We start from the raw sequence: 20193 nt of genomic DNA, 5'->3' as shown, positions 1-20193 counted from the left end.
GCTCCCGTGGACCGGCGTGGTCTACGCTGCGTAGTATTCGCAAAACAACGACCCGTCGCGGTCGCGAAATACCGATCTAGGAGGCGCCAACGTGACACCTCGCGGGCTTAAGAAGGTGGCCCGAGCGGCGTTGTTGACAATTGTCCTGGGTGGCTCAGCGCTCTTGCTGAGCGGCTGCAGCTGGCAGGACGCACTCGCGCTCGGTTGGCCGACCGGAATCACTCCGGAGGGCAAACTCAACCGAGAGCTGTGGATCGGCTCCGTGATTGCGTCCTTCGTGGTGGGCGCCATCGTGTGGGCCCTGATCTTCTGGTCGAGTGCGTTCCACCGGAAGAAGAAGGGCGATACCGAGCTGCCGCGCCAGTTCGGCTACAACATGCCGCTGGAGCTGGTGCTGACGGTCATCCCGTTCCTCATCATCTCGGTGCTGTTCTACTTCACCGTGGTGGTCCAGGAACGGATGCTGCACAAGGATCCCAACCCTGAGGTCGTCATCGACGTGACCGCCTTCCAGTGGAACTGGAAGTTCGGCTACCAGAAGATCAATTACGCCGACGGCACATTCAAGTACGACGGTGCCGACGAACAGCGCAAGGCTGCGATGACGTCCAAGCCCGAGGGCAAGGACGAGCACGGCAACGAGCGCGTCGGCGCGGTGCACGGCCTCAACCCCGAGGACCGCACCTACCTGAACTTCGACAAGATCGAGACGCTGGGCACCTCCACCGAGATCCCGGTTCTGGTGCTCCCGGTCGGCAAGCGCGTCGAATTCCAGCTCAACTCCGCGGACGTGATCCACGGGTTCTGGGTGCCGGAGTTCCTCTTCAAGCGCGACGTGATGCCCGACCCAGCGGCCAACCACTCGGACAACATCTTCCAGGTCAGCGAGATCGAGCAGACCGGCGCGTTCGTCGGGCGTTGCACCGAGATGTGCGGCACCTACCACTCGATGATGAACTTCGAGGTCCGGGTCGTCGAGCCCAATGACTTCAAGGCCTACATCGACCAGCGCAACGCGGGTAAGACCAATGCCGAGGCGTTGACGGCGATCCACCAGGATCCGGTGGCCATCACCACGCACCCGTTCGACACCCGACGCGGTGAACAGGCACCGCAGGCGAGCAAGTAGGGGCTACACGCAATGCATATTGAAGCTCGACTGTTCGAGATCCTCACGGCGTTCTTCGCCTTGTCGGCGGTGGTCTACGGCGTTTTGACGGCGATGTTCGCCACCGGTGGTGTCGAGTGGGCCGGTACCACCGCGCTCACGCTCACCACCGGCCTGACCTTGATCACCGGTACGTTCTTCCGCTTCGTGGCGCGTCGTCTCGACACCCGCCCCGAGGACTACGAAGACGCCGAGATCAGCGATGGCGCAGGGGAACTGGGTTTCTACTCGCCGCACAGCTGGTGGCCGATCCTGATCGCGCTGTCCTTCTCCGTCGCCGCTGTGGGCACCGCCCTGTGGCTGCCCTGGTTGATGGTCGCCGGTATCTGCTTCGTGCTGATGGCGGTCGGTGGCCTGGTCTTCGAGTACTACTGGGGTCCTGAGAAGCACTGACCCGTCCGACGACGTGCCGATTGTGGCCTCACCGAGGTCACAATCGGGCCGTCACTTCATCCGCCACCGGCAGCGCCGGACTCGCCGGCTTCACCTCGTTCGGTAATGTTGCCGGGGCACTGTCACCAGCGAACGGTTTCGTTCGTTCCGCGTGGCAGTGAAGTTGTCGAGAAGGATAGGCGTAGATGAGCGGGCCGAATCCCCCGGAACCGGGTGCCTCCGGTTCTGATTTGCCGGATCAACCCGGAAAACACTCTGCACCCGAGGAGCCGACTCAGGTCGCCGGTGCCGATGCGGATGGCGACGAGACGGATTTCTACTCGCAGGCGTACTCCGCGCCGGAGTCGGAGCAGTTCACCAGCGGGCCGTACGTGCCTGCCGACGTGGCGCTCTACGACTACGACGACTACGACCCCGCGACCGAACTCGTCGACACCACCCCGCCGCCGCGCTGGCCGTGGGTGGTCGGCATCACGGCGATCGTCGCGGCGGTCGCCCTGGTGGCTTCGGTGGCCGTGCTGGTGACCCGAGAGGACGACACCACCAACCTGGCCACCCCACAGCCGAGTACCACCACGTCGGCGCCGCCGGTGCAGGACGAGATCACGACGACGACCCCTCCGCCTCCGCCTCCGCCCCCTCCGACGTCGGAGGAACTACCGCCTCCGCCGCCCCCGGAGACCGTGACGGTCACCGAGCCGCCGCCTCCCGTGCCTGGGCCGTCCAGCGAGGCGCCTGCGCCGGCCCCGAGCACCACGACGGCACCGCCGACCACCACCACGACCCACGCCGGACCACGTCAGGTCACCTACTCGGTGACGGGTACCAAGGCCCCGGGTGACATCATCACGATCACCTATGTCGACGGGAACGGAAACCGCCGCACCCTGCGCAACGTGTACATCCCGTGGACCTTCACAATGACCCCGATCTCCAACTCGGATGTGGGATCGGTCGAGGCGTCCAGCCTGTTCCTGGTCAGCAGGCTGAACTGCTCGATCACGGCCAGCGACGGAACCGTGCTGTCGTCGAACGCCAACAACTCGGCACAGACTGCCTGCTGATGTCCGGGCCGATCAGCGAACTCGACAACACCGACCGGGTTTTGCTGGGCGCATGCGCCGCGGTGTGGCTCGCCGCGCTGGGTGCCGGGGTCGCCGCTGTCGTTGCCCTGGTGGACCTGGGGCGCAGTCACCCGCAGGGCGCGGAAAGTGCTGACACCCCATGGGTGCTCTATACCGTGATCGGCCTGTCCGTGGTGGTGATCGCCGGAGCCGTGCCATTGCTGCTGCGGGCCCGGGCCCAGGCTGACAACCGCCAGCCCGGACGCCGGCCCCAGCCCCCGGCCCGCTCGCCGCGCCCGATCGGGGGCAGCTACCGTGCCGCGCCCGTCGCGATGAGCCGCTACACCGCGGGCGACGGTGCGGCCGCAGCGGCCGCCGATGCGATCTGGCTGCGGTTTACCTTGGCGGTCGTCTGCGCCATCGGCCTGGGGACCGCGGCCATCGGGCTGGCGACCTATCTGATGGCCACCGGCAGCAATGTGGCGGCCTGGTGCCTCTACGGATTGGCCGGGCTCGTCACGGCGGGCATCATCGCGCTGCCGATCGTGGCGCTGCGTCAGCTCGGCGCGTCGGCGTCCTGAGCTCGCGCGACGCCGGCCAGCATTGCGGGTTTTGCCGCGAAAGGCGCCGGCCGGTCGTAGCCTCGATGTCCAGATGCGGACATGGGCCAACGACACGGAAGGCGAGGCCGCGCATGAGAAAGCTCTTGGCGGGCTTGGTGACGGTGGGAGTGAGCGTCTCGCTCGTCGGTTGTGGGACCGAGACCAAGACCGAGTCGACGACCTCCGCCGCGACAACCACGAGCGCCGCGGCGGAGCGGCCGAACATCACCGGTCCACAGAAGACGATCAACGACTACATCACCGAGAACAAGATCGCCGAGACGCCGTTCAAGCCCAACGAGCCCGGCACACCGGATTTCGACTTCCCGTTCCCGCCGGACTGGAGTAGCGCGGGGGACAAGACGCCCGCCTGGGCCTACGGTGCCATCGTCTACGACAAACCGGCGGATCCGGCCGATCCACCTGCCATCATCGCCATCGCATCGAAGCTGACCGGCGACGTGGACGCGGCCGAGGTCCTGGAGTACGCCCCCGGGATGACGCAGAACCTGCCGGACTACAAGTCGGTCATGGATCCTGAGAAGTCCACGTTGGGTGGCTTCGAGGCGATCCGGTCAGCCGGCACCTACAGCCACGACGGCGAAGCCCGGGTGATCGCCCAGAAGACCGTGGTCATCCCCGGCAACGACGCATTGTTCGTGCTGCAGCTCAACGCTGATGCCCCAGAAGGGCAGAAGGACGTGGTGATCGACGCAGCCAAGATCATCGACGAGCAGACCAAGATCACCCCGTAGCGGAGACCATCGACATGAAGATCCGAACCAGGGCATCCGAGCTCCTGTTGGCGACTCTGTGCAGCACCATGCTGGCCTCCGCGTTCCTTGGGGCAGCACCGTCGGCGACGGCGGCTCCCTGTCCGGGCGGAAGCACCCTGGACCCGACCACCGGCGTCTGCTGGTCGGAGAACAGCCCGAGCAACAGTTTGGGCGGCTCGGGCAACATCCCTTGCCTGCCAGGGCGTGTGGGCCTGTGCCTCGGTGCTCTGCAGAACACTCCGATTCCGGGCTCGGCGCTGAGGACGTCCTATCCACCCGCCGGGCCTGCACCGCGTTCAGGACCCAAGGGCACCTGGCCGTAGCCGTTGTCGTAGCCGGCTCCGCACCTCCGCACCTCCGCATAAAAGACAATCGCCGCAACCTCTCGAAGAGGTTGCGGCGATTGTTCGAGCTAGGGGAGTGGTCAGTGATGACCGTTGGTCTCCCCGTTGCCATTTCGCTCCTGCTGTTCGCGCAGAGCGGTCAGGGCCTTGTGCTCGGAGGCGTGTGCAGCCTCGGTGAGCGCGTCGTGCTCGACCGCCGGATCGGCGAACAAGAAGCTGCCGGTGCCGGGTGAGCCGGCCGAACCGAGCTTGTTCATCCGTTTCGGCAGGGCGGCACCCTGGTACTCCAGCGGGATCGGGTGACCATGGTCGTCGACCGGTCCCAGCGGCTGGTGCAGCTCGACGTAGGCACCGTGCGGCAGGCGCTTGATGATGCCGGTCTCGATGCCGTGCTCCAGAACCGCACGGTCGCTGCGCTGCAACGAGATTGCCCACCGGTAAGCGATGAAGTACACGATGCCCGGCAGCACCACCATGCCGATACGGCCGATCCACGTGGTCGCGTTCAGCGAGATGTGGAACTTGAGCGCGATGATGTCGTTCATCGCGGCCAGGGTCAGCACCATGTAGAACGCGATCGCCATGGAACCGATCGCGGTACGTACCGGCACGTCGCGCGGACGCTGCAACAGGTTGTGGTGTGCGTCGTCGCCGGTGACCTTCCTCTCGATGAAGGGGTAGGCGATCAGCAGACCGAAGACACCGCCCATGATCAACGCGACCCAGACCACCGCGGGGATGGTGTGGCCGAAGGGGTAGAACTCCCAGGCCGGCCAGATACGCGCCAGGCCTTCGGTCCACATCATGTAGAAGTCGGGCTGGCTACCCGCCGAGATCTGAGACGGCTTGTACGGGCCCAGATTCCAGATCGGGTTGATCGTCAGCAGTCCGCCCATGAGGCCGAGCACACCGGTGATCATCGCGAAGAACGCGCCGGACTTCACCGCGAACACCGGCATGACGCGCACGCCGACCACGTTGTGCTCGGTGCGGCCAGGGCCGGGGAACTGGGTGTGCTTCTGGAACCACACCAGCGCCATGTGTGCGCCGATGAGGGCCAGGATGATGCCCGGGATCAGCAGGATGTGCAGTGCGTACAGACGCGGGATCAGGATCTCGCCGGGGAAGTCCCCACCGAACAGCGCCCAGTGCAGCCAGGTTCCGATGATCGGCATGCCCAGGGTGATCGAGGACAGCGCGGCGCGCAGGCCGATGCCGGACAGCAGGTCGTCGGGCAGCGAGTAGCCGAAGTAACCCTCGAACATCGCCAGGATGAGCAGCAGCGAGCCGATCACCCAGTTGGCCTCACGCGGGCGGCGGAACGCACCGGTGAAGAAGATGCGCGCCATGTGCACCATGATCGACGCGGCGAACATCAGTGCGGCCCAGTGGTGGATCTGGCGGACGAACAACCCGCCGCGCACCTCGAAGCTGATCTGCAGCGCGGACTCGTAGGCCCGCGACATCTGAACGCCCCGAAGCGGTTGGTACACACCGTCGTAGGTGACGTGTGCCATCGACGGATCGAAGAACAACGTCAACCAGACACCGGTGATCAGCAGCACGATGAAGCTGTACAGCGCGATCTCACCCAGCAGGAAGGACCAGTGGGTGGGGAACACCTTGTTCAGCTGGCGGCGTACCGCGGCCGAGGGGTGGTAACGGGAATCGATCGCATCGCCTTGTGCCGCTGCGATCTTGGCAAGGTCAGGGCTCATGATTTGCGCTCCCAGAATGCCGGTCCGACGGGCTCTACGAAGTCGCCGTTGGCGACCAGGTAGCCGTCTTTGTCGATGGTGATGGGCAGCTGCGCCAACGCGCGCGCAGCCGGACCGAATATGGGCTTTGCGAAGTGCAACGCGTCGAACTGCGACTGGTGGCACGGGCAAAGGATGCGGTAGGTCTGCTGCTCGTACAGCGACGAGGGGCAGCCCAGGTGCGAGCAGACCTTGGTGTAGGCGAACAGCTCACCAAAGTTGAAGCTCTCCTGGCCCTTCCGCTTGACCACGCGGGGCATGTCGGCCGGCTTGATGCGGATCAACATGACCGGGTTGCGGACACCCATCGAGATCGTGGTCAGGTGATGCTCGGACTCGACGGTGGTGCCGTCGCCGTCCGACTCCCGCCATGGGAAGACGGTTTCCATGCCACCGGCGTCGAGATCCTCGGGCCGCATCTTCACGAACGGAGATGAGCCGGGCCGACCGGTCGCGCGGGCCAGGTAGATGGTCTCGCCGTGGAACCGGGGCGTCCACCCCGAGGTCCACAACACGGCCTTCTTGCCGTCGGCGGTGGGCACCACGGGCTTCCACGGGTTCTTGATCAACCCGCCGATGAAGGCCACCAGGGTGCCGGCCCCGAAGGCGCCGAGGCCGATGCCCAGCGACAAGCCGATCAGCTTGCGGCGCTTGACGGTCGAGCCTTCGAGAGCGTCGGTCAGGTTGGCTGCGATGGTCTTGCGGTGCAGCTCGGGGGAGCGCCCGTCATGGCGGTCCTGGACCGAGATCTCCTCGGGGATGAACTTCTTCTGGAACAGCACCGCGCCGATGCCGATCGCCAGGATCGACAGGCCGAAGGTGAGGCCGTACAGCGGGGTGGCCAGCGAGTAGAGGAACTCGCCCTCCGAACCGAAGGGCTGGTACTCCCACGGCCAGAACAGGAAGACCAGCAGCAGCGCCAGGCCCGAGAGCCCGCCGAGGAGGAGCCAGTACGCGACCAGCCGCTCGGTGCGCTTCTCGGCCTTGGTGCCGGGGACCGGCCAGCGCGGCTCCTTGAAGATGGTCTCGACGCCGTCGATCTTGCCGCCGAGCTCAACGAGGTCCTCACGCGACATCGAAGCCAGCTCGTCATCGCTGGGAATCTTCGGTGCGTTGTCGGTCATGCTCGTGCCCCGATCCACATTGCCACGCCGATAGCGGCGACCATTCCGATTATCCACATCGCCATGCCCTCGGGAGCGGGGCCGAAGCCGCCGAGCCCGTAGCCGCCGTAGCTGGGAGTCTCAGCCGACTCGCGGACGTAGGCGACGATGTCGCGCTTCTCTTCCGGCGACAGCTGACGGTCCGAGAACTTGGGCATGTTCTGCGGGCCGGTCTGCATCGCGGTGTAGATCTGGGCCGGCTTGGTTTCACCGAGGTCCGGCGCGTACTTACCGGAGGACAGGGCGCCGCCCTTGCCGGTGAAGTTGTGGCAGGACGCGCAGTTCAGCCGGAACAGGTCGGCGCCGCGGGCCACGTCGGACCCGATCAGCGACTCCTGGGCAATGGCGCCGTTCTCGTCGCGGATCACCGTCGGGCCGCCGCCGTTGGCCTGAACGAACGCGCCGAGCGCGTCGATCTGGTTCTCGTCGAAGTGCTCGGGCTTGGACGGTGCCTGGGCCTCACCGCGCATCGCGGGCATGCGACCGGTCGAGACCTGGAAGTACACCGCGGCCTCGCCGGTGCCGATCAGGCTGGGCCCGCGGTCGGGCACACCCTGCAGGTTGGCGCCGTGGCATGACACGCACGACGTCTCGAACAGTTGCTTACCCGTGCGCAGCAGTGCCGACTGAGATTCGTCGGCGACTGCGACCTGCGGTGTGGGTGTCAGCGTGGCCGCAACACCACCTGCGACTGACAGGCCGACCAACAGCAGGAGACCTGCTGACAGTCGTCGGCGCAGTCGTCGGCGCGACTTGCTGGTCATCGAACCCCTTCTCATCGAGTCGATCATCGGCCAGCCGATCATCGGACAAAGTAGATGGTGGCGAACAGCGCAATCCAGACGATGTCGACGAAGTGCCAGTAGTACGAGACGACGATCGCTGCGGTGGCCTGCGCGGGCGTGAACTTACTCATCTTGGTGCGGGCCAGCAGCAAGATGAACGCAACTAGTCCGCCGATCACGTGCAGGCCGTGGAAACCGGTCGTCAGATAGAAGACCGATCCGTAGGCACTGCCCGGGATGGTGGTGCCCTCCTTCACCAGGTGGATGTACTCGTACCCCTGGCCCATTACGAAGAACAGGCCCATCAGGAACGTGATCACATACCACCGGCGCAAGCCGAACACGTCGCCGCGCTCGGCGGCGAACACGCCCATCTGGCAGGTGAAGGATGACGCGATCAGAACCAGCGTCACCGGAACAGCAAGGGCCAAATTGAGTTCGGTCGGCTCGGGCGGCCAGTTGCCACCGGCTTGCGCGCGCGCGGTGAAATACATCGCGAAGAGTCCAGCAAAGAACATGAGTTCACTGGAAAGCCACACGATGGTGCCGACACTGACCATATTTGGTCTGTTCAGCGAATGAACGCGCGACGTGATTGCCGTTCCCGAGGTACCTACAGCGCTCGTCACATCCGCAAGTATGACGCTTTGTAGTTGTCGAACTCCACCCGGGTCGAGCAATTGATCTTCAAACGCGTCGCCCTCGGGTCGGCTGCACGGCGCCGGGGCGCCGGTGTCATGGCCGCGCAGCGATAACATTCGGCGGTGGCTCCTGCATCTTCTTCTCAGTTCTCATCCGCGTCCGCCTCGGTGGCGGCGCCGTCGTGGCCGCTCATTCTCGGGCGCCTGACCACTGAGCAGAGCCTGCCCAACGGCTACGCGGGATGGGCCATGGACCAGATCATGACCGGCGTGGCGACCCCGGCTCAGATCGCCGGCTTCGCGGTGGCGATGAAGATGAAACGGCCGACCTCGACCGAAGTTGGGGAGCTGGCCGACATCATGCTGTCGCACGCCCGCCGGGTGCCCACCGATCAGATCGGTCACGAGACCGTCGACATCGTCGGTACCGGCGGCGACGGGGCCAACACGGTGAACCTGTCGACCATGGCGGCCATCGTGGTGGCGGCCTGCGGAGTCCCGGTGATCAAGCACGGCAACCGCGCGGCGTCGTCGCTGTCGGGCGGTGCGGACACCCTGGAGGCGCTCGGGGTGCGGATCGACCTGGGTCCCGACGAGGTGGCCCGCAGTGTCGCCGAGGTCGGCATCGGGTTCGCCTTCGCTCCGCAGTTCCACCCGTCGTACCGGCACGCCTCGGTGGTGCGTCGGGAGATCGGGGTTCCCACGGTCTTCAATCTGCTTGGACCGCTGACCAATCCGGCCGCACCCCGGGCCGGCCTGATCGGCTGTGCGTTCGACGACCTGGCCGAGGTGATGGCCGGGGTGTACGCCGCCCGCGGTTCCAGCGTGTTGGTCGTGCACGGCGACGACGGACTCGACGAACTCACCACCACGACCACCAGCACCATCTGGCGAGTGCAGGCCGGCACGGTGGACCGGTTGAAGTTCGACCCCGCAGCCTTCGGCTTCAAGCGTGCCGACATCAGTGAGTTGGTCGGCGGTGACGCCACGGCCAACGCGGCATCGGCGCGCGCCGTGCTGGGCGGGGCCAAGGGGCCGGTGCGGGACGCGGTGGTGCTCAACGCGGCAGGCGCGATGGTGGCCCATGCCGGTCTAGCCAGCGACGCCAAGTGGGTGCCGGCGTGGGAGGCCGGTCTGGCGCGGGCCACCGAGGCCATCGACTCTGGTGCGGCCGAACAACTGCTCGCGCGTTGGGTGCGGTTCAGCCTGCAGTTCTGAGTTCTGCTGCTGGGCTGCGGCCAATCGGGCCGAGCGGGCCGTGGCCGCCCACTGTGCGTAGCGGCCTGCCGCCCCGATCGGTGTCGTGTATCCGCCGTCGGCGCGCACGATGCGCACTCCGGGTGCTGCCAGCCAGCGGGCGATGAGCGCGGTCTCCTCCACCAGTGCGCCGCCCAATGGTGTTGCGGTGGGCAGGATTACCTGCGCGGCCGCGCAGATCGCCTCGACCACCGGCATCGGCGGCACGCCGCGCCGGGCGGTGCCTGCCCCGGCCAATTGGCCGTAGCGGACCACCGCGAAATGCCAGCCGCCGTTACCGTCGCCGCGTGCGGCCACGAGTTCGGGCAGATCGGCCAGGGCGCGTAACCGCTGGCCCCGCCACAGCGCCTCGATGGCCACCGCGGTGTGATCGCGCAACCGGGCGGCGGTCTCGTACCGGCGGGCCGCGGCAAGTTCTCCGATGTGGGCCAGTGTCGCCGCCAGCGCGGTGTGGTCGGTGCCGTTGATCAGCGCGGTGGCACGTTGGACCGCGGCCGCGTACTGTCCGGCATCGACGTCTTGGGGGGCCGGGCACGGTGAGAGTTCGACTTCGGGGCAGTGGTGGGTCGCCGCCGCGCCGAAGCGGGCCGTGCAGGTGCGCACCCCGGTGAACCGGGCCAGCAGGATTGCCGACTGCACGGCGTCGGACCGGGCCGAGAACGGCCCGAAAGCGGTGCGGCGCCCGGGGTTTCGCACCGCCGACAACCTCGGGAAGGCCTCCTCGGTCAGGGCCACCCACCACCATCGTTGCGGGAACTTGGAACGCCGGTTGTACGGCGGTGCGTGGGCCGCGAGCAGTCGCAGCTCGCGCACCCCGGCCTCCAGATCGTGGGCGCATTCGACATGGTCGACAACCCGCGCCAGCGAGGCCATCTCCTTCATCCGGGCCCGCGGATCGGCGCCGGTGAAGTACTGCCGGACCCGCCGCCGCAGATCGACCGCGGTGCCCACATAGAGCACTTCGTCAGAGGGGCCGCGGAACAGGTAGACGCCAGGGCTGTTGGGCAGCCGGTCGGCCAGTGAGCGGTTGCGGCGCTGGGCGGGCGTGACGTCGGGCAGGTAGTTCTTGAGGTCGGCGAAGGTGTGGATGCCCTGGTTGCCGACTCGCTCGATCAGTCCGTGTAGGACGTCGACCGTGGCGCGGGCGTCGTCGAGGGCACGGTGGGTGGGCGTGGTGGACGCACCGAACAGCCGGGCCAGTGCCGACAGCTTCACGCTGGGCGCCTCGTCCCGGGTCAGTACGCGGCGCGCGAGTTTCACCGTGCACAGCACCGGGGGCCGCGGCCAGCCGAGCTCCGCCCGCTGAGCGGCCGCGCGCAGGAAGCCGATGTCGAACCCGGCGTTGTGGGCGACGAGCACCGCGCCCCGACAGAACTCCAGGAATGCCGGCAGCACCGACTCGATACGCGGCGCGTCGCGCACCATCGCCGTGGTGATCCCGGTGAGCTCGACGATCTGCGGTGGGATGGCGCGGCCCGGATCGACGAGGGTGGCCAATTCGCCGAGCACTTCGCCGCCACGGATCTTCACCGCACCGATCTCGGTGATGGCGTCGTAACCGTCGCCGGGTGCCTTCGCGGTGGCTCGCCCCCCGGTGGTCTCCAGGTCCACCACGACGAAGGTGGTCTCGGCGAGGGAGAGGGCGACATCGGGGTCGACGCCTGTGCCCAAGCTCAAGGCCAGCTGCCCGGCGTCGGGGATGTTGCGCTGGCCCATGGTGATGACGGTAGGCACTGCCACTGACAACATCAGGCAAGCTCGCCGCCGCTGCGCCCGGGTTTGTCGGGTCGTCGCTCCAATCCACTGCGCTCCTTGTCGGGTCGTCGCTCCAATCCGCTGCGCTCCTTGTCGGTGCCCGGCGTTACGGTGCGCGCAACACCGATCGAGAGGACGGTCAAGATGAGCGGAGTGCGGCAGGACACCTGGTCCTGGGCCGACGAGCCTTGCCCCGACCAGCCGGACACCGGCAGCGTGACCATCGACTGCGACGATTGCGCGGTACGCGGGCCCGGATGTCAGGACTGTGTAGTGAGTGTGTTGCTCGGGGTTCCCGAAACTTTGCTGGATGACGAGCGTCAGGCATTGGAAGTGCTCGCTGACGTGGGCCTTGCGCCGCGGCTGCGACTCGTTCCGATTCACCGGGACGGTAGATCGGGAGTCGCCTGACGACACGCAGCGGTTCGTGCACAGGAAAATATTCAGGGACGGCTGTTAAATTTGCAGCTTCCGTTGGACAAGCCCGATGCCGTTTCGTAACCTATCTGAGACCTAAGAGCAGTTCGAGGCGGCTCGCCATCGCCAGTTGTGAGGACGAATACTTGAGGCACGACCGCGCGCACCGGCCCACAAGTCGTGTCAAGCGACCCATTGCAGGTGCAATAGCGGGCTTGACCTTGATATCCGGACTCCTGGCTACGAGTTCGCACGCCGATCCCGGTGATGATGCCCTGGCAAAGCTCAATGAGCTGTCCCGTCAGGCTGAGCAGACCACCGAGGCGATGCACTCCGCGCAGCTCGACCTGAACAATAAGCTTGTCGCACAGGAGACTGCGGAAAAGAAGCATGCCGACGACACCGCGGCGATCGATCAGGCCAAGTCGCAGCTGGCAATCTTTCAGACTTCGGTCAACAAGGTAGCTGCGGCCCAGTACATGGGGGGCCGCACCTCCGGTGTCGACGCGATCCTGACGGCCAGCTCGCCGCAGCAGTTGATCGAACAACTCGCGGTGCAGCGGGTGATGGCGACCGAGATGTCGGCACAGATGAAGAGCTTCCGCTCGGTGGGCGAGAAGGCTGCTCGGGCTGAGCAGGAGTCGGCGAAATCGGCCGCCGAAGCCAAGACCGCCGCCGAGCAGGCCGCCGCGGTGCGCGCCGATCTGCAATCCAAGCAAAGTCAGCTTCAGGTGCAGATTGCGGTCGTCAAGTCGCAGTACCAGGCCCTGAGCCCGGCCCAGCGGGAAGCGATGACGGCCCTGCCCCCGACGCCGCCGGTGCCTGCGCCCGAGGCGTTGCCGCCGCAGGATCCCGCCGTATTGGCCGACCCGCCGAACGGGATTCCGCCCGGTGATGTCGCCCCGCCGGAAGGCGCCCTCGCGGGTGGGGGCAGCGGCCACTCCGGCGCTGTCATCCAGGCGGCGCTGAGCCGCATCGGCTCGCCCTACTCCTGGGGCGCGGCAGGCCCCAGCTCCTTCGACTGCTCGGGCCTGGTGATGTGGGCGTTCCAGCAGGCGGGCATCTCGCTGCCGCATTCGAGCCAGGCGCTGGCCCGCGGTGGTCAGCCGGTCTCTTCGGATTCGATGCAGCCGGGTGATCTGGTGACCTACTACTCCGACGCCTCCCATGTGGGCATCTATATCGGTGACGGAATGATGGTGCACGCGTCGACCTACGGCACCCCGGTTCGGGTCGCCCCGGTCAACAATGCGCCGATCTACAACGTCCGTCGGTACTGAGCGTCCCGATAGGGCGGCCAGTTTCACGCTGACCGCCGGCCGGCGGCTGCTGACAGCGGTCTTGCTGGTCGAACTGATTCTGGCGGCGGCCCTGTTGTGGAAGTCGCCGCCGACCCCACCTCCGGATGCGTCGTCCGGCGCCACCGTCGCCTCGACGCTGCGCAAACCCGAACCCGTCACCACGATGGTGTTGCCGGACGGGCGCACCGCCCGGCTGCTGGCCCTGGGTGGATCGCAGTCGCAGGCCCTGTTGGGCCGCCTGGGATCCGAACTCGGTGCGGCGGCCGCCACGGTGACCGCATTCTGGGGTCCGGACTGGCCGAGAGACATCGAGATCGCGGTCGCGGGGTCCGATCAGCAGTTCCGGGTACTGGCCGGCGGAGCCCCCGACATTGCCGCGACCACCACCGCGGCGCGGATCATGTTCGCTCTGGGCGCCGCCGACATGAGTCCTGCCGCGTTACGAATCGTGCTGCGCCACGAGCTGTTCCATTACGCGGCCCGGTCGGCGACCGCGGCCGATGCACCGCGTTGGCTGACCGAGGGCGTGGCCGACTATGTCGGTCGGCCGCCCACCGCGGCACCGGCGCAGGCGGCGGAGCTGGCCCAGCTGCCCACCGATGCGGACCTCGACACACCCGGCGCCGCCCGCAGTCTGGCCTATGACCGGGCGTGGTGGTTCAGCCGCTACGTTGCCGACGCCTACGGGGTTCCGAAGCTGCGTGAGCTGTACCTGCGCGCATGTGGCCCCGGTCATCCGGATGTGGCCACTGCAGTGCGGGAGACGCTGGGCGCCGACCTCGACGGCGTGGTTGCCGGTTGGCGCCGCTGGCTGACCGGATAGCCTGTCGCCGATGGGGAGCAGACGGAGCGCAGACGGGTCGCGCCAGAGCGGTCAACCGCGATGACGCGGGTTTTGTTGGTCACCAACGACTTTCCGCCGCGCCGCGGCGGTATCCAGTCGTACCTGGAGGCGTTCGTCGGTGAGTTGGTGCGCGACGGCTCGCACGAGCTCACGGTGTATGCACCGAAATGGAAGGGCAGCGCAGACTTCGACGACGCGGCCGGGTACCGCGTCGTGCGGCATCCCACCACGCTGATGGTGCCGGAGCCGACCGTGGCGTCCCGCATGCAGCGGTTGATCGCCGAGAACGACATCGAGACGGTGTGGTTCGGGGCGGCCGCGCCGCTGGCGCTGCTGGGCCCGCTGGCCCGGCGAGCCGGAGCCAGGCGGGTGGTGGCGAGCACCCACGGCCACGAGGTCGGCTGGTCGATGCTGCCGGTGGCACGGAGCGCACTGCGCCGCATCGGAGACGACGCCGACGTCGTGACGTTCATCAGCCGCTACACCCGCGGCAGGTTCGCCTCGGCGTTCGGTCCCCGTGCGGCGCTGGAACATCTGCCGCCCGGCGTCGACACCGACCGCTTCGTGCCCGACTCGGTGGCCCGGGCGGAGTTGCGGGCCCGCTACGGGCTGGGGCAGCGCCCGGTGGTGGTGTGCCTGTCCCGACTGGTGCCGCGCAAGGGGCAGGACATGCTCATCCGGGCGTGGCCGGCCATCCGGCGCCGCGTCCCCGATGCGGCGTTGGTCATCGTCGGTGGGGGACCGTATCTGCAGAGCTTGCAACAACTCGCACACACCCACGATGTGGCCGCCGACGTCCACTTCACAGGTGCGGTGCCGGGTGCGGAACTGCCCGCCCACCATGCGATGGCCGACGTGTTCGCCATGCCGTGCCGTACCCGGGGGGCGGGCCTGGATGTCGAGGGACTGGGCATCGTCTACCTGGAGGCGTCGGCCTGCGGCGTACCTGTGATCGCCGGAACCTCTGGCGGGGCACCGGAAACCGTGCTCGACGGTCAGACCGGCACCGTGGTGGACGGCACCGATGTGGCTGCGGTCGCGACGGCCGTGGGCGACGTGCTGGCCGATCCCGGCCGCGCTGCCGCGATGGGCGTGGCAGGACGGCACTGGGCGGTCGACAACTGGCAGTGGCGCTCTCAGGGCGCCCGGCTGACCGGGCTGCTCTCCGGCTGAGCCCGCGGGATCAGCCGTACAGCGCCGCGATGTCGGTGGCGAACTTCTCGGCCACCACCTTGCGCTTGACCTTCAGCGTCGGGGTGAGTTCACCGGTGTCCTCGGTGAAGTCGACGGGCAGGATCCGGAACTTGCGGATCGACTCAGCATGCGACACAGCCTGATTGGCCTCCTTGACCGCCAGGTCGATCTCGGTCAGCAGGTCCGGGTCGTCGGCCAGATCAGCCACCGAGGCGCCCGCGTCCTTCCCGTTGCGCTGCTTCCATCCCGGGAACGCCTCGGGGTCGATGGTGATGAGCGCGGCGATGAACGGCTGCTTATCGCCGACGGCCATCGCCTGGCTGATCAACGGGTGGGCCCGCAGCCGATCCTCGAGCAGTGCGGGTGCGACGTTCTTGCCGCCCGCGGTCACGATGATCTCTTTCTTGCGGCCGACGATGGTCAGGAAGCCGTCGTCGTCGATGGCGCCCAGATCGCCGGTGTGGAACCAGTCGTCGGTGAAGACCGCGTTGGTCTCGGTCTCATTGCCCCAGTAGCCGCTGAACACCACGCCGCCCTTGACGAGCAACTCGCCGTCCTCGGCGAGGCGCATGCTGTTGCCGGGCATCAGCTTGCCGACCGAGCCGACCTTGAGGTCGTTGACCCGGTTCACGGTGATCGCCGCGCTGGTCTCGGTGAGGCCGTAGCCCTCGTAGATGCTCAGTCCCACACCGCGATAGAAGTGGCCGAGCCGCGCGCCCAGTGGTGCGCCGCCGGAGATTGCCGCCCGGCATTCACCGCCCAGGGCCGCCCGGAGCTTGCCGTAGACCAGCTTGTCGAACAGCGCATGCTTGGCCCGCAGCAGCAGCCCGGCGCCGCCCGTGTCCTGGGCCTTGCTCCACTCGATCGCGGTGTCGGCGGCGATCGCGAAGATCTTGCCCTTGCCGTCGTTTCGGGCGTTCTGCTCGGCGGTGTTGTAGACCTTCTCGAACACGCGGGGCACCGAGACCACCAGGGTCGGCTTGAACACGCCGAAGGTCGGGACCAGGCTCTTGATGTCGCTGGTGAAGCCGAGGGTGACCTTGTTGGTGAAGGCGGCGATGGTGATGGCCCGGGCCAGCACGTGGGCCAGCGGCAGGAACACCAGCATCCGTTCGCCCGCGGCCAGCTCAGTGGGGAAGCAGGCCTTGGCTCCCCGGATCTCGTAGAGCAGGTTCGAGTGGGTCAGCTGGCAGCCCTTGGGCTGTCCGGTGGTTCCGGAGGTGTAGATCAGGGTGGCCGGGTCGGCCGAACGGATCCCGGCCAGGCGCGTGTCGATCTCGGCGGCGTCGACCGCTTTACCGGCTTCGGCCATGGCCTCCAGCGCGGGTGTGCCGGTGCCTTCGATCCGCAGCACCTTCTGCAATTCGGGCAACTGGCCGCGGAGCTGTTCCACGGTCTCGGCGTGCGTGTCGGTCTCGGCGAAGACGATCCGCGCCGCGGAGTTGTCGAGGACAAACCGCACCTGTTCGGCCGAGGAGGTCTCGTAGATCGGCACGGTCACCGCGCCGACCGACAGGATCGCGAAGTCGATGATCGGCCACTCGTAGCGGGTGGCCGACAGGATCGCCACGCGGTCACCGGGCTGGATGCCCTCGGCGATCAGGCCCAGGGCGACCGCACGAATCTGGTCGGCTGCTTCGGCGCAGGTCACGTCGGTCCAGGTGCCGTTGACCAGGCGCCGGAAGATGACGTGGTCAGGGCTCTCGGCCGCGTGCGCGGCTACCGAACTGACGATGTTGTCGTGCTCGTCGACGGTGAACGACGCGGCAACACTGAACTCACGCACGATCTTGCCCTCCCAGGCTTGTGGTACCGACTTTGCGGGTCAGCCTAGTCCGCGTCAGGCGCTCACCCAGAGCACGGGTTTGGATTCTGTCGTCGTCGATCCGGCCACACCGCCCGGTGCGGTAGCACCCTGATGGCCGGCGCAGCGGCCACGAGCGGGGTGGCCGTGCGAGGGGTGATGGTCATCGTTGCTTCTCCCGGCTGTGTGCGGTGGTCATCACACATATGTGAAGCTAGTCCGCATGAACAGCATTCAGATCGCAGACGAGACATTCGTCTGCGCCGATCCTGTCGCGGTCGGCGCCGCGGTTGCCGATCCCGCCAGCTGGCGGCGGTGGTGGCCCGACCTGGTGCTCAACGTCGTCGAGGACCGCGCCGAGAAGGGCCACCGCTGGAACGTGACCGGTGCGTTGACCGGCACGATGGAGGTCTGGCTCGAGGAGGTGATGGACGGTGTGGTGCTGCACTACTTCCTGCATGCCGAACCGTCCGGCGCCACGGCCAAACAGTTGGCCGAGATGGATCTGGCAAAAATGAACCACCAACGCCGCGTGGCGGGCAAGGTGATGTCCTTCGGGATCAAGCAGCGGTTGGAGTCGGCTCGCCCGGTCGGGGTGTCTCGACTGGCCTGACCACGTTTGTTCACGGGAGGGTAGATTTCTCGGCGAGAGCCAGGGCATCCCCGCGGGGCAGGGGAGCACGGCAGCCCCGTGGGGCGGGGAGAAGGGCGACGCGGTGGCCGACAAGACGACACAGACCATCTATATCGACGCTGATCCGGTGACGGTGATGGATGTCATCGCCGATATCGGCTCGTACCCGCAGTGGGTCGCCGAATACAAGGAAGCCGAGGTCCTCGAGACCGACGCGCAGGGCAATCCCAAGACCGCCAGGATGGTGCTCGACGCCGCGGTGCTCAAGGACACCATGGTGCTGACCTACGTGTGGCCCGCCGATCGCACCTCGGTGACCTGGTCATTGGTATCCAGTTCGCTGCTGCGGTCGCTGGAGGGGGCATACCGCTTGGCGCCCAAGGGATCCGGTACCGAGGTGACCTATGAGCTGTCGGTCGATCTCATCATCCCGATGATCGGTCTGCTCAAGCGGAAGGCTGAGCGGCGGCTGACTGACACCGCGCTCAAAGACCTGAAGAAGCGAGCAGAGGCTGAGTGACTTCGCCGGACGGGAGCGCACGGACCCCTGCGAGGATCAGCCTGTTCGTCGGCAAGGGCGGCGTAGGTAAGTCGACGCTGGCGACGGCCACCGCGGTTCGTGACGCCGCGTCCGGTCAGCGGGTGCTGATCGTGTCCACCGATCAGGCTCATTCCACGGGCGATGTTCTCGGGATCGCGCTCGCCCCAACCGGTCAACGTGCCCCCACCCGGGTGCTCAGCGATCTGGACGCCGGACTGACGGAAGCGGGCGGGGTGCTGGACGCCCTCGCGCTCGACACGCTGGCCCTACTCGGTGCGCGCTGGGTCGAGACGGCCGGGCCGCTGGCGGCCCGCTTCCCCGAATCGGATCTGGGAGACGTTGCCCCCGAAGAACTTTCGGCGCTTCCGGGGATCCAGGAAGTGCTCGGGCTGCACGAGGTCGGGGAGCTCGCCGATTCCGGACGCTGGGATCACGTGGTGGTGGACTGTGCCTCGACCGCCGATGCCTTGCGGATGCTCACGCTGCCCGAGACCTTCGGCCTGTATCTGGAGCGGGCCTGGCCACGGCACCGCAGGCTGTCGGGCTCACCGGATGCGGTCAGCGCGGCCATCGTCGCCCTGATCGAACGCGTGGATTCGGGCATCCGCAGGCTGGGGACCTTGCTCACCGACGGGTCCCGGGTGAGCGCCCATCTGGTGCTCACCCCCGAACGGGTGGTGGCGGCCGAAGCCTCGCGGACGCTGGGATCGCTTGCCCTGATGGGCGTCGAGGTGACCGAGATCATCGTGAATCAGATTTTGGTGCAGGATGATTCGTTCGAGTACCACAACCTTCCGGCCCATCCCGCGTTCGACTGGTACACGGAGCGGATCGCCGAGCAGCAGTCGGTGCTCGACGATCTCGATGCCACCATCGGCGATGTGCAGCTGGTGCTCGTACCGCACGTGCCGGGGGAGCCGATCGGCGCCAAGGCGCTGGGGGAGCTGATCGACAGCGCGCGACGCCGTGACGGGTCGCCGCCACCGGGCCCATTGCGGCCCGTCGTCGACCGGGAGTCGGGATCTGGACTCGAAGCCGTGTACCGGTTGAGGTTAGAGTTACCGCAGATCGATTCGGCCGGCCTCACGCTGGGGCGTGTCGATGACGACTTGATCATCGGTGTCGCGGGTATGCGGCGCCGGGTGCGGTTGGCCTCTGTCCTGCGTCGGTGCACCGTGGCAGATGCGCAATTGCGGGGTAGCGAACTGACGGTACGTTTTCGTCCGAATCCGGAGGTGTGGCCGGCATGACGGGGTCTCATCCCGAGTTGGGTTCGGAGTTGCGGCAGTTGGCGCAGGAAATCCTGGACCGGCTGGATCCGGCGGTGCGGTTGGTAGCGGCCAATTTCGCGGCGTCGGCCGATGACAGCCCGGGTAAGTGCCAGCAGGTGTGGTGCCCGGTGTGTGCGTTGGCCGCGGTCGTCAACGGTGAGCAGCATCCGCTGTTGTCGGTGATCGCCGAGCACAGTGTGGCCCTGCTGACGGTGATTCGCGCGATCCTCGATGAGGGGGCCGATGGGTCCGGCGGTGGTGGGGATAGCGGTCCCGGCGGAGGTAGCCCGACGCCGGACGGGGGACCGGATGCACCGCCGCCCGACGATTACCCGCCCCCGCCGCCTCCGGGGCGCTACCAGCACATCCCGGTCACGGTCGAAGACTGAGGCATTGCTGAGACTCAGCAGGCATCCAGGGCTTGCTGTGGTAGCCACAACATGGCCTGGGTACAGTTGTCGCAGAGCATTGCGCGGTGCGCA

21 protein-coding genes and 1 pseudogene are annotated in these 20193 nt (G+C 67.2%); 14 read left to right on the top strand and 8 right to left on the bottom strand.

Annotated elements, in window-relative coordinates:
- The first annotated feature begins 91 nt into the window (after positions 1-91).
- The 5 genes from ctaC to ACWEFV_RS14720 all read left to right on the top strand — a co-directional run bounded on the left by ctaC (position 92) and on the right by ACWEFV_RS14720 (position 3982).
- On the top strand, positions 92-1129 hold the full coding sequence (gene ctaC, locus ACWEFV_RS14740) for an aa3-type cytochrome oxidase subunit II (protein WP_450070668.1): 1038 nt from the start codon (positions 92-94) through the stop codon (positions 1127-1129).
- 12 nt (positions 1130-1141) lie between these two features.
- Positions 1142-1561 (top strand): cytochrome c oxidase subunit 4, encoded by a 420-nt coding sequence (locus ACWEFV_RS14735; RefSeq protein WP_135455791.1) that lies wholly within the window; start codon positions 1142-1144, stop codon positions 1559-1561.
- 185 nt (positions 1562-1746) lie between these two features.
- The gene (locus ACWEFV_RS14730) at positions 1747-2625 is read left to right on the top strand and encodes an MmpS family transport accessory protein (RefSeq protein ID WP_135455790.1); all 879 of its coding nucleotides are present in this window, start codon (positions 1747-1749) and stop codon (positions 2623-2625) included.
- On the top strand, positions 2625-3206 hold the full coding sequence (locus ACWEFV_RS14725) for a DUF2561 family protein (protein WP_450070667.1): 582 nt from the start codon (positions 2625-2627) through the stop codon (positions 3204-3206). The genes ACWEFV_RS14730 and ACWEFV_RS14725 overlap by 1 nt, the downstream gene beginning before the upstream one ends.
- Before the next feature lie 113 nt (positions 3207-3319).
- Entirely contained in the window at positions 3320-3982 is a 663-nt protein-coding gene (locus tag ACWEFV_RS14720) for an LpqN/LpqT family lipoprotein (RefSeq protein ID WP_450070666.1), read from the top strand.
- Here ACWEFV_RS14720 and ACWEFV_RS14715 read toward each other — a convergent pair.
- The 5 genes from ACWEFV_RS14715 to ctaE form a co-directional block, all read right to left on the bottom strand.
- Complete coding sequence (locus ACWEFV_RS14715) at positions 3972-4190, bottom strand: hypothetical protein (protein ID WP_450070665.1); 219 nt, start codon at positions 4188-4190, stop codon at positions 3972-3974. The two genes, ACWEFV_RS14720 and ACWEFV_RS14715, sit on opposite strands and share 11 nt — an antisense overlap.
- Before the next feature lie 237 nt (positions 4191-4427).
- Complete coding sequence (gene qcrB / locus ACWEFV_RS14710) at positions 4428-6065, bottom strand: cytochrome bc1 complex cytochrome b subunit (protein ID WP_135455765.1); 1638 nt, start codon at positions 6063-6065, stop codon at positions 4428-4430.
- The gene (gene qcrA, locus ACWEFV_RS14705; RefSeq protein WP_167857881.1) at positions 6062-7228 is read right to left on the bottom strand and encodes a cytochrome bc1 complex Rieske iron-sulfur subunit; all 1167 of its coding nucleotides are present in this window, start codon (positions 7226-7228) and stop codon (positions 6062-6064) included. Before qcrA ends, qcrB begins: the two co-directional genes overlap by 4 nt.
- A complete protein-coding gene (gene qcrC / locus ACWEFV_RS14700) occupies positions 7225-8058 on the bottom strand; it encodes a cytochrome bc1 complex diheme cytochrome c subunit (RefSeq protein WP_450070794.1) in 834 nt (277 codons plus the stop codon). Before qcrC ends, qcrA begins: the two co-directional genes overlap by 4 nt.
- An 11-nt stretch (positions 8059-8069) precedes the next feature.
- Positions 8070-8681 (bottom strand): aa3-type cytochrome oxidase subunit III, encoded by a 612-nt coding sequence (gene ctaE, locus ACWEFV_RS14695; protein WP_135460124.1) that lies wholly within the window; start codon positions 8679-8681, stop codon positions 8070-8072.
- A 135-nt stretch (positions 8682-8816) separates the two neighbouring features.
- Here ctaE and trpD point away from each other — a divergent pair, with 135 nt between their 5' ends.
- Entirely contained in the window at positions 8817-9911 is a 1095-nt protein-coding gene (gene trpD, locus ACWEFV_RS14690) for an anthranilate phosphoribosyltransferase (protein ID WP_286175062.1), read from the top strand.
- Here the strand turns inward: trpD and ACWEFV_RS14685 are convergent.
- Both ACWEFV_RS14685 and ACWEFV_RS14680 read right to left on the bottom strand, forming a co-directional pair.
- Positions 9849-11666 (bottom strand): annotated as a pseudogene (locus ACWEFV_RS14685) (DEDD exonuclease domain-containing protein); the annotation flags it as partial. The gene trpD and the pseudogene ACWEFV_RS14685 overlap by 63 nt on opposite strands.
- Positions 11667-11698: 32 nt before the next feature.
- A complete protein-coding gene (locus ACWEFV_RS14680) occupies positions 11699-11929 on the bottom strand; it encodes a hypothetical protein (protein WP_167857645.1) in 231 nt (76 codons plus the stop codon).
- Between ACWEFV_RS14680 and ACWEFV_RS14675 the strand changes: the two genes are divergently transcribed.
- From ACWEFV_RS14675 to pimB, 4 genes are all read left to right on the top strand, one after another.
- The gene (locus tag ACWEFV_RS14675; RefSeq protein WP_286175061.1) at positions 11850-12116 is read left to right on the top strand and encodes a hypothetical protein; all 267 of its coding nucleotides are present in this window, start codon (positions 11850-11852) and stop codon (positions 12114-12116) included. The two genes, ACWEFV_RS14680 and ACWEFV_RS14675, sit on opposite strands and share 80 nt — an antisense overlap.
- Positions 12117-12268: 152 nt before the next feature.
- Positions 12269-13402 carry a peptidoglycan hydrolase RipC gene (ripC, locus tag ACWEFV_RS14670; RefSeq protein WP_450070664.1) on the top strand — a complete coding sequence of 378 codons (1134 nt, stop codon included), beginning with the start codon at positions 12269-12271 and terminating at the stop codon, positions 13400-13402.
- The gene (locus tag ACWEFV_RS14665; protein ID WP_450070663.1) at positions 13371-14246 is read left to right on the top strand and encodes a peptidase; all 876 of its coding nucleotides are present in this window, start codon (positions 13371-13373) and stop codon (positions 14244-14246) included. The genes ripC and ACWEFV_RS14665 overlap by 32 nt, the downstream gene beginning before the upstream one ends.
- 60 nt (positions 14247-14306) lie before the next feature.
- Complete coding sequence (pimB, locus tag ACWEFV_RS14660) at positions 14307-15440, top strand: GDP-mannose-dependent alpha-(1-6)-phosphatidylinositol monomannoside mannosyltransferase (RefSeq protein ID WP_450070662.1); 1134 nt, start codon at positions 14307-14309, stop codon at positions 15438-15440.
- 10 nt (positions 15441-15450) lie between these two features.
- Here pimB and ACWEFV_RS14655 read toward each other — a convergent pair whose 3' ends face one another.
- Positions 15451-17247 carry an AMP-dependent synthetase/ligase gene (locus ACWEFV_RS14655; protein ID WP_450070661.1) on the bottom strand — a complete coding sequence of 599 codons (1797 nt, stop codon included), beginning with the start codon at positions 17245-17247 and terminating at the stop codon, positions 15451-15453.
- Between the two features lie 241 nt (positions 17248-17488).
- Between ACWEFV_RS14655 and ACWEFV_RS14650 the strand changes: the two genes are divergently transcribed.
- The 4 genes from ACWEFV_RS14650 (at position 17489) to ACWEFV_RS14635 (ending at position 20100) form a co-directional block, all read left to right on the top strand.
- Positions 17489-17878 carry a polyketide cyclase / dehydrase and lipid transport gene (locus tag ACWEFV_RS14650; protein ID WP_135455749.1) on the top strand — a complete coding sequence of 130 codons (390 nt, stop codon included), beginning with the start codon at positions 17489-17491 and terminating at the stop codon, positions 17876-17878.
- A 103-nt stretch (positions 17879-17981) separates the two neighbouring features.
- Positions 17982-18419: an SRPBCC family protein gene (locus tag ACWEFV_RS14645; RefSeq protein ID WP_135455747.1), complete on the top strand. Its 438-nt coding sequence runs from the start codon at positions 17982-17984 to the stop codon at positions 18417-18419.
- Positions 18416-19690: an ArsA family ATPase gene (locus tag ACWEFV_RS14640; protein WP_135455745.1), complete on the top strand. Its 1275-nt coding sequence runs from the start codon at positions 18416-18418 to the stop codon at positions 19688-19690. The genes ACWEFV_RS14645 and ACWEFV_RS14640 overlap by 4 nt, the downstream gene beginning before the upstream one ends.
- Positions 19687-20100 (top strand): hypothetical protein, encoded by a 414-nt coding sequence (locus tag ACWEFV_RS14635; RefSeq protein ID WP_135455742.1) that lies wholly within the window; start codon positions 19687-19689, stop codon positions 20098-20100. The genes ACWEFV_RS14640 and ACWEFV_RS14635 overlap by 4 nt, the downstream gene beginning before the upstream one ends.
- The last annotated feature ends 93 nt before the right edge of the window (positions 20101-20193 follow it).

Source organism: Mycobacterium sp. NPDC004974, from assembly GCF_053600815.1.
Note: the sequence above shows the minus strand (reverse complement) of the source record. Positions and strands in the feature narration are given on the sequence as shown.

Excerpts from the sequence above, each read along its gene's own strand:
- pimB (WP_450070662.1), top strand. The coding sequence starts at position 14,307 with ATGACGCGGGTTTTGTTGGTCACCAACGACTTTCCGCCGCGCCGCGGC.
- ACWEFV_RS14715 (WP_450070665.1), bottom strand. The coding sequence starts at position 4,190 with ATGTTGCCCGAGCCGCCCAAACTGTTGCTCGGGCTGTTCTCCGACCAG.
- qcrA (WP_167857881.1), bottom strand. The coding sequence starts at position 7,228 with ATGACCGACAACGCACCGAAGATTCCCAGCGATGACGAGCTGGCTTCG.
- ACWEFV_RS14665 (WP_450070663.1), top strand. The coding sequence starts at position 13,371 with ATGCGCCGATCTACAACGTCCGTCGGTACTGAGCGTCCCGATAGGGCG.
- ACWEFV_RS14725 (WP_450070667.1), top strand. The coding sequence starts at position 2,625 with ATGTCCGGGCCGATCAGCGAACTCGACAACACCGACCGGGTTTTGCTG.
- ACWEFV_RS14680 (WP_167857645.1), bottom strand. The coding sequence starts at position 11,929 with ATGGTCACGCTGCCGGTGTCCGGCTGGTCGGGGCAAGGCTCGTCGGCC.
- qcrB (WP_135455765.1), bottom strand. The coding sequence starts at position 6,065 with ATGAGCCCTGACCTTGCCAAGATCGCAGCGGCACAAGGCGATGCGATC.
- ACWEFV_RS14735 (WP_135455791.1), top strand. The coding sequence starts at position 1,142 with ATGCATATTGAAGCTCGACTGTTCGAGATCCTCACGGCGTTCTTCGCC.
- ACWEFV_RS14675 (WP_286175061.1), top strand. The coding sequence starts at position 11,850 with ATGAGCGGAGTGCGGCAGGACACCTGGTCCTGGGCCGACGAGCCTTGC.
- ACWEFV_RS14650 (WP_135455749.1), top strand. The coding sequence starts at position 17,489 with ATGAACAGCATTCAGATCGCAGACGAGACATTCGTCTGCGCCGATCCT.
- ACWEFV_RS14720 (WP_450070666.1), top strand. The coding sequence starts at position 3,320 with ATGAGAAAGCTCTTGGCGGGCTTGGTGACGGTGGGAGTGAGCGTCTCG.
- ACWEFV_RS14635 (WP_135455742.1), top strand. The coding sequence starts at position 19,687 with ATGACGGGGTCTCATCCCGAGTTGGGTTCGGAGTTGCGGCAGTTGGCG.
- ACWEFV_RS14730 (WP_135455790.1), top strand. The coding sequence starts at position 1,747 with ATGAGCGGGCCGAATCCCCCGGAACCGGGTGCCTCCGGTTCTGATTTG.
- qcrC (WP_450070794.1), bottom strand. The coding sequence starts at position 8,058 with ATGATCGACTCGATGAGAAGGGGTTCGATGACCAGCAAGTCGCGCCGA.